This is a genomic window from Flavobacterium sp., assembly GCF_043760115.1.
GTDB lineage: Bacteria > Bacteroidota > Bacteroidia > Flavobacteriales > Flavobacteriaceae > Flavobacterium.
In genome coordinates, this window is sequence record NZ_JAYUPK010000029.1 from 19,846 (window position 1) to 28,121 (window position 8,276).

The following is an 8,276-nucleotide window of genomic DNA, read 5'->3' on the forward strand; positions in this document are numbered from 1 at the left end:
TTTATGTGTAAAAAATTATACTATTCTAAAAAAAGAATACAAATTTTTCATAAAAATACATTTATATAAAGTAAAACCTAAAACTATTGAAATTAGTTATTAACGAAAACGTTTTCTTAACATTAAATAAAAAAACCTAATATGTAAATAATTACAAATTAGGTTTTAAAATTTTTTGTATCTATAAATTTACTTTCCGTCTATATAGTCTTGTAAATAAGCAAATCTTTCAGTTAATTTTCCATTTTCGGTAATTTTAGCTCTTGCAAGAATTCCATCTTTATCACCATTAAAAAAAGCTGGAATAACGTTTTCCATAAACATTTCTCCAAAACCTTCACTTGCATCTTTGGGCAATTCGCTTGGCAAATTATCAACAGACATTACAACAATTGCTGCTGGATGTGTATAAGGAACTTCTTTATTTTCTGTAGGCAAATAACCAAAAATTGGATCGGCAATAGTTGATGCTCTAATTGTACAAGCAATTGGTCCTTCAACATCGCAAGAAATATCTGCTACTACTTTTATTTTACAATCTGCAGCTTTTAGCATTTCTTGTGTTAAAATATCTGGCGCATTATTTCCGTGAAAATGACCAGCCATAAAAACATCTGAAACTTTTGTAAATCGTTCAAAATTAGAAGTATACTCTTGTGGATTTTTATAAAAATCTTGATTATCTAAAATTTTTCCGTCCAAACGCTTGTTGTAATCCAATACATCTATTTGGGTGTAAACAGGTTGCGAATAAATTTTAGATAGAAAATCATCAACAGAAACTTGTTTAATTTTAATTCCATCAAGAATTTCTTTTGCTCCCATTCCCACTTTTCCATGACCTGTAAGCACAATTTTTATGTTGGGTAATGTTTGTCTTTTTAATCTTGTAATTAACTCTTCTTTACCAGATAAAGTTTCAGCTTTCGCCAAATTAAATAATTCAAATTTTAATCCGAAAGCACGAAAACCATTGTAAGCTCCAACAATTCCTGCATATCGTCCAAAACCTATTAATCGTCTATTTTTATCATCAACAATAGTTTCGTGATCATATAAATCTATTTTTTTATCTAAAATAGCTTGCAGTAATTTTCTATTATGAGGATTTTTTTTAATAGTATGCGAGAAGAAAAAGTATTTTTTATTAGGAATTAAAGCTTCAACTGGCACTTCTTTTACACCAAAAAGCACATCACAATTAGAAACATCTGATACTACATCTAAACCTAAATCAATATACTGTTTGTCTGTAAAAACTCTAATATCAGACGATTCAACTTTAATTTCGGCATCTGGATGTTCTGCTTTTAAACGAACTAATTCTTCTGGCGTAAATACTACTCTTCTATCTGGCGGATTTTTTCTTTCTTTAATAATTCCAAACTTCATTTCATCTATTTTTTGAGACTTCAAAAGTACTATTAACGAAAACGTTTTCAAAAGATTTTTACAATTAAATAAATTTGAAAAAATGTACTACAAAATACTTAATTATAATACAAACCCATTTTTGAAATTCAATTTCTTTTCTATATTTGTCCATTATCAAATAAAAATGAATCGTCTCCACTTTAAAATACTTCTTTTATTATCCATTTTACTATTTATAATTAGTTGCGATAAAAAAGAAAAAAACGCCATTGTAAAAAAATCTAGTTTAACTTATGCAATGCATCCAAGAGAAGATTCATTGCCAAAATTATCAGATAAATACATAAAAAGTAAGCAATTACAAATAGAAAATTTCTTTGCAAAATATTGGGAAAAAGACTTTGAAAATGTAAGTTTTTTAATTGCCAAAGATGGACAAATTATTTATGAAAAATATGAAGGTTATGCCAATAAAGAAAATAACACTCTTAATTCACCAGAAACACCTTTACATATTGCTTCTGTTAGTAAGGTATTGACAGCTAGCGCTATATTAAAATTAATTGATGCCAAAAAATTAAATTTAGAAGACAAATTAACAACCTATTTTAAAGATTTTCCTTATCCAGATGTTACAGTTAAAACATTATTAAATCACAGAAGTGGAATAAAAAAATACAGTTATTTTATAGAAGACAAAGGCATTTGGGATAAAAGTAAAACACTAACCAATAACGATATTTTAAACATAATTACTACCAAAAATATTCCGTTAGATTATAAAACAGATACTCATTTTGTATATTGTAATACCAATTATGTATTGCTTGCCTTGTTGATAGAAAAAGTAACTGGAATGAAATATAAAGAGGCAATGAAGCAAATTATTTTTGAACCTTTAAATATGAAAAACACGTTTGTTTTTGATGAAACTACTCCGAGAGAAAATGCTACACCATCATATAAAACAGACTATGTAAAAGTTCCATTTGATTTTTTGGATGCTATTTATGGAGATAAAAATATCTATTCTACTCCAAGAGATTTAATGAAATTTGAACTGGCAAGAAATTCTAAAAGCTTTGTAAATAAATCACTTTTAGACAAAGTTTTTATAGGTTACAGTTATGAAAATAAAGGAACAAAAAACTATGGTTTAGGAATACGATTACGAGAATGGGAAACTGGTCAAAAGTTCTTTTATCATAATGGTTGGTGGCACGGAAACACATCTACATTCAATACATTAAGAAAAGAAAATGTAGTAATAATTGCTTTATCTAATAAGTTTACTCGTAAAACCTATAGAGTTAAAAATTTATCAGTTTTGTTTGGAGATTATCCATTTAAATTTAATGATAGTCTTAAGGAGTGATTTTAGTTGTGGGTTTTGAGTTGTGAGTTGTGAGTTGTGAGTTGTGAGTTGTGAGTTTTCAAACAGAATATATTTGAAATATTACTTTTAAATTGAAATTGTTTCGGAATTTAGAATTTGCTATTTGGAATTTAAGTTTAAAATTTGATATTGAAATTTGAAAAATTTAGTAGTATCTTTGCAACCCAATAAAATTTGGGGTCGACTGGTTTTGACAGCAAGTGGAATTAAATTGTAAGCACGTCGAGCATTGTACTTTTTGCTCGTAAATCCAAATGTACAAAAACATAAACGGCGAAGGAAACTACGCTCTTGCTGCATAATCTGAATTATAGTAAGATTGGCCTTGTTCCTATTAGATAGGAAAGCAGGATTTACCTCGATAGCTTTGGTTTGTGGCGGTCGATAAAGGTGAATCGTAAAAATAAACCTAAGAACAGTAAAGCTTCGTGGCTGTTACGAAAAAATTAGAAGATAAGTGTTTTGTGGCTGTTTTTGGCCAAGCAGAATAACGAAAATTTAATCAAGAAATAAACGTGTAGAAAGCTCTTTGATTGCTTGTTTGGACCCGAGTTCGATTCTCGGCGACTCCACTTTAAAAAACCTCAATGAATTGTTTATCAATTTATTGAGGTTTTTATTTTTTAATGTTTGTACGATTTTAAAATTTTAACATAAATTATGTAGAAAACTTTCTACGGTAAATAAATCTAAATTAGTATTTACTTCGTAGTTACTAAAAACCGCTACTATGAAACCTTTAATTAATAATTCCCAAACTATTAAATATTATAAAAAATTTGGTGTAATTACTGATAAAGAAGTAATAATTGACAATGGAAAAAGGCAAGATAAAATTTATATTGAATCTATTTCAAGGGTAAATTTAATTAAAAAGCGCGTTTTTTATTCTAACATTATTTTACTAGCTTTTAGTTTTTATGTGTATTCGTTTTATTTTTTGAAGAAAGTAAAAATTTAATTTCTAAATTTTTTTTAATTATTCTGGCAATTTCAACTTTGACGTTTGCAATAATTCACAAATTTTATTTCTACAAAATTGAAATTAAGCTTAAAAATAATGAATCATTTAAAATTAAAACTTCTCAATTTAATAGAGATTCCATTAAAGAATTTTACAGTTCAATATTAAAAAGAGTGAAAAAAGATAAGAAAGAATTATTTAATGCTCATTCGGCATAAAAACTTCTCCATTCCAGTTCATAAATCCACCAATTAAGTTGTAGGTGTTTTCAAATCCTAACTGATTCATCACAGCACAAGCTTGCTCGCTTCTACTTCCAGCTTTGCAATAAACATAATAATTTTTAGATTTATCAAGTTCTTTCAATCTATAGATAAATCCTTGACCTTTATATATGTCATTGTTAATTGCGTTTGTAATCATACCTTCATTGCATTCATCTTCAGTTCTTACATCCAATACAACTGCATTTTCATCTTGATCTAATTGTGCTTTCCAATCTTGTTGCGATAAATTCATCTTTATTTTTTTTTCAAAATTACAAATTTTAAATAAATTCTAATAATTTAACATAACATTTGTATATACAAATAAAAATCACATTACATTTGTACCTACAACTATGACAGTTACAATTATGACAATTGAAGAAATCATAAAATCGACAATAAAACTAGACGAACCAAAAAAAATCATTCTAAACGTAATGTACACACAAAACGTTATTAGTGATAGGTTTAGCGAACTTATAAAACCCTACGATTTATCTAGTGAACAATATAATGTATTACGAATTCTTAGAGGTCAAAAAGGTTGTCCTGCCAATATGTGCATGATTCAAGAACGAATGATTGCTAAAAACAGTAATACAACACGACTTATAGACAAACTGCTTTTAAAAAAATTGGTTACAAGAGAAGTTTGCGATGAAAACAGAAGAAAAATAGAGATTTTAATAACCCAAAAAGGTCTTGATCTTTTAAATTCTTTAGATGATAAAATTATAGAACACGAACAATCATTTGGAAAAAATTTATCACCAACAGAACAAACTCAATTAAATACATTACTAGAAAAATACAGACAATAACAAAAATAAAATACTATGAGCAATTTCATTCAAGACGCGAATTGGCGTTACGCAACTAAAAAATTCGATGCAACTAAAAAAGTTTCTACCGAAGATTTAAACACTTTAAAAGAAGCAATTCGTTTATCGTCTTCCTCTTACGGACTTCAACCTTATAAAATACTGTTTGTTGAAAATCCAGAATTAAGAGCTAAACTACAACCTGTTTCTTGGGGACAATCTCAAATTGTAGAGGCATCACATTTACTAGTTTTTGCCATTCAAACCAATGTTGGAGACACAGAAATAGACGCCTATTTTAAAAACGTAACTGAAACTAGACAAATTCCAAACGAAGCAATTGCTGGTTATTCAAGTTTTATGAAATCTAAAATAAGTACTTTACCAGAAGATGCTAAAAATATTTGGGCATCAAAGCAAACTTATCTTGCGCTTGGAAATCTTTTAAATGCTGCTGCCGAACTTAAAGTAGATGTAACACCAATGGAAGGTTTTGACCCAATACAATACGATGAAATTCTAGGATTATCAGCTTTAGGATTACACGCTTCATTAGTAGCAACAATTGGTTACAGAAGCACAGAAGACGACACACAACATTACGCAAAAGTTAGAAAATCTAACGAAGATTTATTTATAACACTATAATATTTACTAATCTAAAATTAAAATAATGAAAAATTTAAAAACAATCGCAATTGCATTATTAGTAGCAGTTTCAACAATCGCTACAGCACAAACTAAAAAAATTAATGTTACTAAAAGTACTGTAAACTGGGTAGGAAAAAAAGTAACAGGTTCACACGAAGGAACAGTTACTATTAAAGAAGGATCATTAATTTTTAAAGGAAAAAAATTAAAAGGCGGAACATTCACAGTAGATTTATCAACAATAACTGTAACCGATTTAAAAGCTGGACAAGGAAAAGAAAAACTAGAAGGACATTTAAAAGCCGATGATTTTTTTGGAACAGAAAAATACCCAACTTCTAAATTAGTTTTTAAAACAATTGCCGATAAAGGAAACGGAACCTACACAGTAACAGCAGATTTAACAATAAAAGACGTAACAAGTCCAGTAACTTTCGATTTAGTTGTAAAAGCAAATGCTGCAACAACAACTTTCAAAATTGACAGAACTAAATTCGGAATCAAATTCAAGTCTAAAAATTTCTTCGAAAACCTTGGAGATAACGTAATTAACGACGATTTTGACGTAACCGTAAATTTAGTTTTCTAATAAACTCAAACTCATTTAAAACCTTACAGAGCAATTTGTAAGGTTTTTTTCTTTTGGGCAAGTGCGCAAGAAAAATGCGCACCACGCTTTCCGTTCCCAAACTTTTATTTTTTTGATTGCTTCGTAACCTCGCAAAACCAAAAAAAATAAAAGGTTTTCCACTACAATCGTTCTTGCAAACCCAATAAAAAATTAGAAAATTTAAATTTAAAAATTTCCAGCATAAAATCCGCTCCGTTTGTCATTCCGTAGGAATCTAAAAAAATTCATAAAAAACTAAAAACAATTTGGAAATTAAAATACAATTACTACTTTTGTAATTCAAAACAACACAATGAACAACATTTTAAACAATACTTGGTGGTGGAACAATTTACGTCAATCTTCGTGAACTGAACCGCTATAGTATATTTTAAATCTAAATATCATAAAAAGCTTGTCAATCACGACAAGCTTTTTTTTTATGCTGAATTTATTTCAGCATCTCAACAAAAAATGTAAAAAAGTTGCATTGCAACGTTTCTAAAAAACATGAAAACATACAATCTAAATACCAATTACAAGCAAATTCTTGCAGACACAATAACACCAGTTAGTGTCTATTTAAAAATTCGCGATAAATTTCCAAACAGTATTCTGCTAGAAAGTTCAGATTATCACGCTAATGATAATAGTTTCTCTTATATCTGTTGCAATCCAATAGCATCCATAAAAGTAGAAAACGAAATTATGACCACACAATTTCCAGACAATACAATTCAAGAAATTTCAATAACTAAAGAAATAAATGTAGCCAATCAAATTCAACAATTTGCATCACAATTTAAATCAAATAATGAAAATTTTAAATTCATCACCAACGGATTATTTGGTTACATCAACTACGACGCAGTTCGATATTTCGAAAAAACTACAATCAATAAAAAAATAAATTACAGCGAAACTCCAGACAGTTACTATGCAGTTTATCAAAATATAATTGCCATAAATCATTTCAAAAACGAAGCTTATATTTTTTGTCATTCACTACAAAATCTAGACAATACTGACGAAATTATTCAATTGCTACAAACTAAAAATTTTGCTTCCTATTCATTTAAAAAAGAAGGCGAAAAAACTTCCAATATTTCAGATGAAAATTTTAAGTCTAATGTAACATTGGCTAAAAAACATTGCAAACTCGGAAACGTATTTCAATTGGTTTTGTCAAAACGATTTTCTCAAAAATTTAAAGGCGACGAATTCAACGTTTATCGTGCCTTGCGAAGTATCAATCCTTCTCCTTACCTATTCTTTTTTGACTACGGAAATTTCAAACTATTTGGTTCATCGCCAGAAGCACAATTAATTATTAAAAACAGAATTGCCGAAATTCATCCCATTGCAGGAACTTTTAAACGAACAGGAAACGACGAAGAAGATGCAATTTTAGCCAAAAAATTGTCTCAAGACAGTAAAGAAAATAGCGAACACATTATGCTTGTAGATTTGGCAAGAAACGATTTAAGCAGAAACGGAAATAAAGTTACAGTAGAAAAATATCGCGAAGTTCAGTTTTTTTCTCACGTAATTCATTTGGTTTCCAAAGTTACAAGTCAGTTATTTCCAACTGCCAATTCAATGCAAGTAGTTGCAGATACATTTCCTGCTGGAACTTTATCTGGCGCACCAAAACACAAAGCAATGGAATTAATAAATGAAATTGAAACCACAAACAGAACATTTTATGGTGGAGCAATTGGATTTATGGATTTTAACGGAAACTTTAATCACGCCATTATGATTCGTACTTTTTTAAGTAAAAATCATACCTTGCAGTATCAAGCTGGAGCAGGAATTGTTGAAAGTTCTAATGAAAATGATGAATTGGAAGAAGTTTACAACAAACTTGGAGCTTTAGATAAAGCTTTAGAAATTGCAGAAAAAATTTAAAAAGCCAGAAGTTGGAAGTTGGAAGTTAGAAGTTGGAAGCAAAAAATAAAGTAATAAAACAAGATTTAAAATAACAAAAATAAAATAAAACTTTGCGCCTTAGCGTCTTAGTGGCAAAAAAAAATAATATGAAAAACATACTGGTTATAGACAATTACGATAGTTTCACTTACAATTTGGTTCATTATCTAGAAGATTTAAACTGCAAAGTTTCTGTTTTAAGAAATGATGAATTTGATATTGAAGAAGTAGCAAAATTTGATAAAATTCTACTTTCGCC

The 8,276-nt window shown here is 28.6% G+C and carries 7 protein-coding genes, 1 other RNA gene and 1 pseudogene; 7 read left to right on the plus strand and 2 right to left on the minus strand.

What is annotated here, in order from left to right; all coding sequences use genetic code 11:
• Window positions 1–189 precede the first annotated feature (189 nt).
• Entirely contained in the window at window positions 190–1,392 is a 1,203-nt protein-coding gene (locus ACH2BC_RS02650) for an NAD(P)-dependent oxidoreductase (RefSeq protein ID WP_395052441.1), read from the minus strand.
• 166 nt (window positions 1,393–1,558) lie between these two features.
• On the opposite strand from ACH2BC_RS02650, the gene ACH2BC_RS02655 reads away from it, so the two are divergent.
• Together ACH2BC_RS02655 and ssrA are read left to right on the plus strand one after the other, a co-directional pair.
• Complete coding sequence (locus ACH2BC_RS02655; protein ID WP_395052442.1) at window positions 1,559–2,749, plus strand: serine hydrolase domain-containing protein; 1,191 nt, start codon at window positions 1,559–1,561, stop codon at window positions 2,747–2,749.
• 197 nt (window positions 2,750–2,946) lie between these two features.
• Window positions 2,947–3,345: a transfer-messenger RNA gene (gene ssrA / locus ACH2BC_RS02660) on the plus strand.
• Window positions 3,346–3,932: 587 nt separating this feature from the next.
• Here the strand turns inward: ssrA and ACH2BC_RS02665 are convergent.
• Complete coding sequence (locus tag ACH2BC_RS02665; protein ID WP_395052443.1) at window positions 3,933–4,253, minus strand: rhodanese-like domain-containing protein; 321 nt, start codon at window positions 4,251–4,253, stop codon at window positions 3,933–3,935.
• A gap of 118 nt (window positions 4,254–4,371) precedes the next feature.
• Here ACH2BC_RS02665 and ACH2BC_RS02670 point away from each other — a divergent pair, with 118 nt between their 5' ends.
• The 5 genes and pseudogenes from ACH2BC_RS02670 to ACH2BC_RS02690 all read left to right on the plus strand — a co-directional run.
• Window positions 4,372–4,824 carry a MarR family winged helix-turn-helix transcriptional regulator gene (locus tag ACH2BC_RS02670; protein ID WP_395052447.1) on the plus strand — a complete coding sequence of 151 codons (453 nt, stop codon included), beginning with the start codon at window positions 4,372–4,374 and terminating at the stop codon, window positions 4,822–4,824.
• Between the two features lie 15 nt (window positions 4,825–4,839).
• The gene (locus tag ACH2BC_RS02675; protein WP_395052444.1) at window positions 4,840–5,472 is read left to right on the plus strand and encodes an NAD(P)H-dependent oxidoreductase; all 633 of its coding nucleotides are present in this window, start codon (window positions 4,840–4,842) and stop codon (window positions 5,470–5,472) included.
• Between the two features lie 25 nt (window positions 5,473–5,497).
• Entirely contained in the window at window positions 5,498–6,064 is a 567-nt protein-coding gene (locus ACH2BC_RS02680; RefSeq protein WP_395052445.1) for a YceI family protein, read from the plus strand.
• A 531-nt stretch (window positions 6,065–6,595) separates the two neighbouring features.
• On the plus strand, window positions 6,596–7,996 hold the full coding sequence (locus ACH2BC_RS02685) for an anthranilate synthase component I family protein (RefSeq protein WP_395052446.1): 1,401 nt from the start codon (window positions 6,596–6,598) through the stop codon (window positions 7,994–7,996).
• 128 nt (window positions 7,997–8,124) lie between these two features.
• A pseudogene (locus ACH2BC_RS02690) lies at window positions 8,125–8,276 on the plus strand (aminodeoxychorismate/anthranilate synthase component II); the annotation flags it as partial.

Bases quoted from the DNA above. Each gene is read 5' to 3' on its own strand.
- ACH2BC_RS02650 (WP_395052441.1), bottom strand. From the start codon at position 1,392: ATGAAGTTTGGAATTATTAAAGAAAGAAAAAATCCGCCAGATAGAAGA.
- ACH2BC_RS02655 (WP_395052442.1), top strand. From the start codon at position 1,559: ATGAATCGTCTCCACTTTAAAATACTTCTTTTATTATCCATTTTACTA.
- ACH2BC_RS02665 (WP_395052443.1), bottom strand. From the start codon at position 4,253: ATGAATTTATCGCAACAAGATTGGAAAGCACAATTAGATCAAGATGAA.
- ACH2BC_RS02670 (WP_395052447.1), top strand. From the start codon at position 4,372: ATGACAATTGAAGAAATCATAAAATCGACAATAAAACTAGACGAACCA.
- ACH2BC_RS02675 (WP_395052444.1), top strand. From the start codon at position 4,840: ATGAGCAATTTCATTCAAGACGCGAATTGGCGTTACGCAACTAAAAAA.
- ACH2BC_RS02680 (WP_395052445.1), top strand. From the start codon at position 5,498: ATGAAAAATTTAAAAACAATCGCAATTGCATTATTAGTAGCAGTTTCA.
- ACH2BC_RS02685 (WP_395052446.1), top strand. From the start codon at position 6,596: ATGAAAACATACAATCTAAATACCAATTACAAGCAAATTCTTGCAGAC.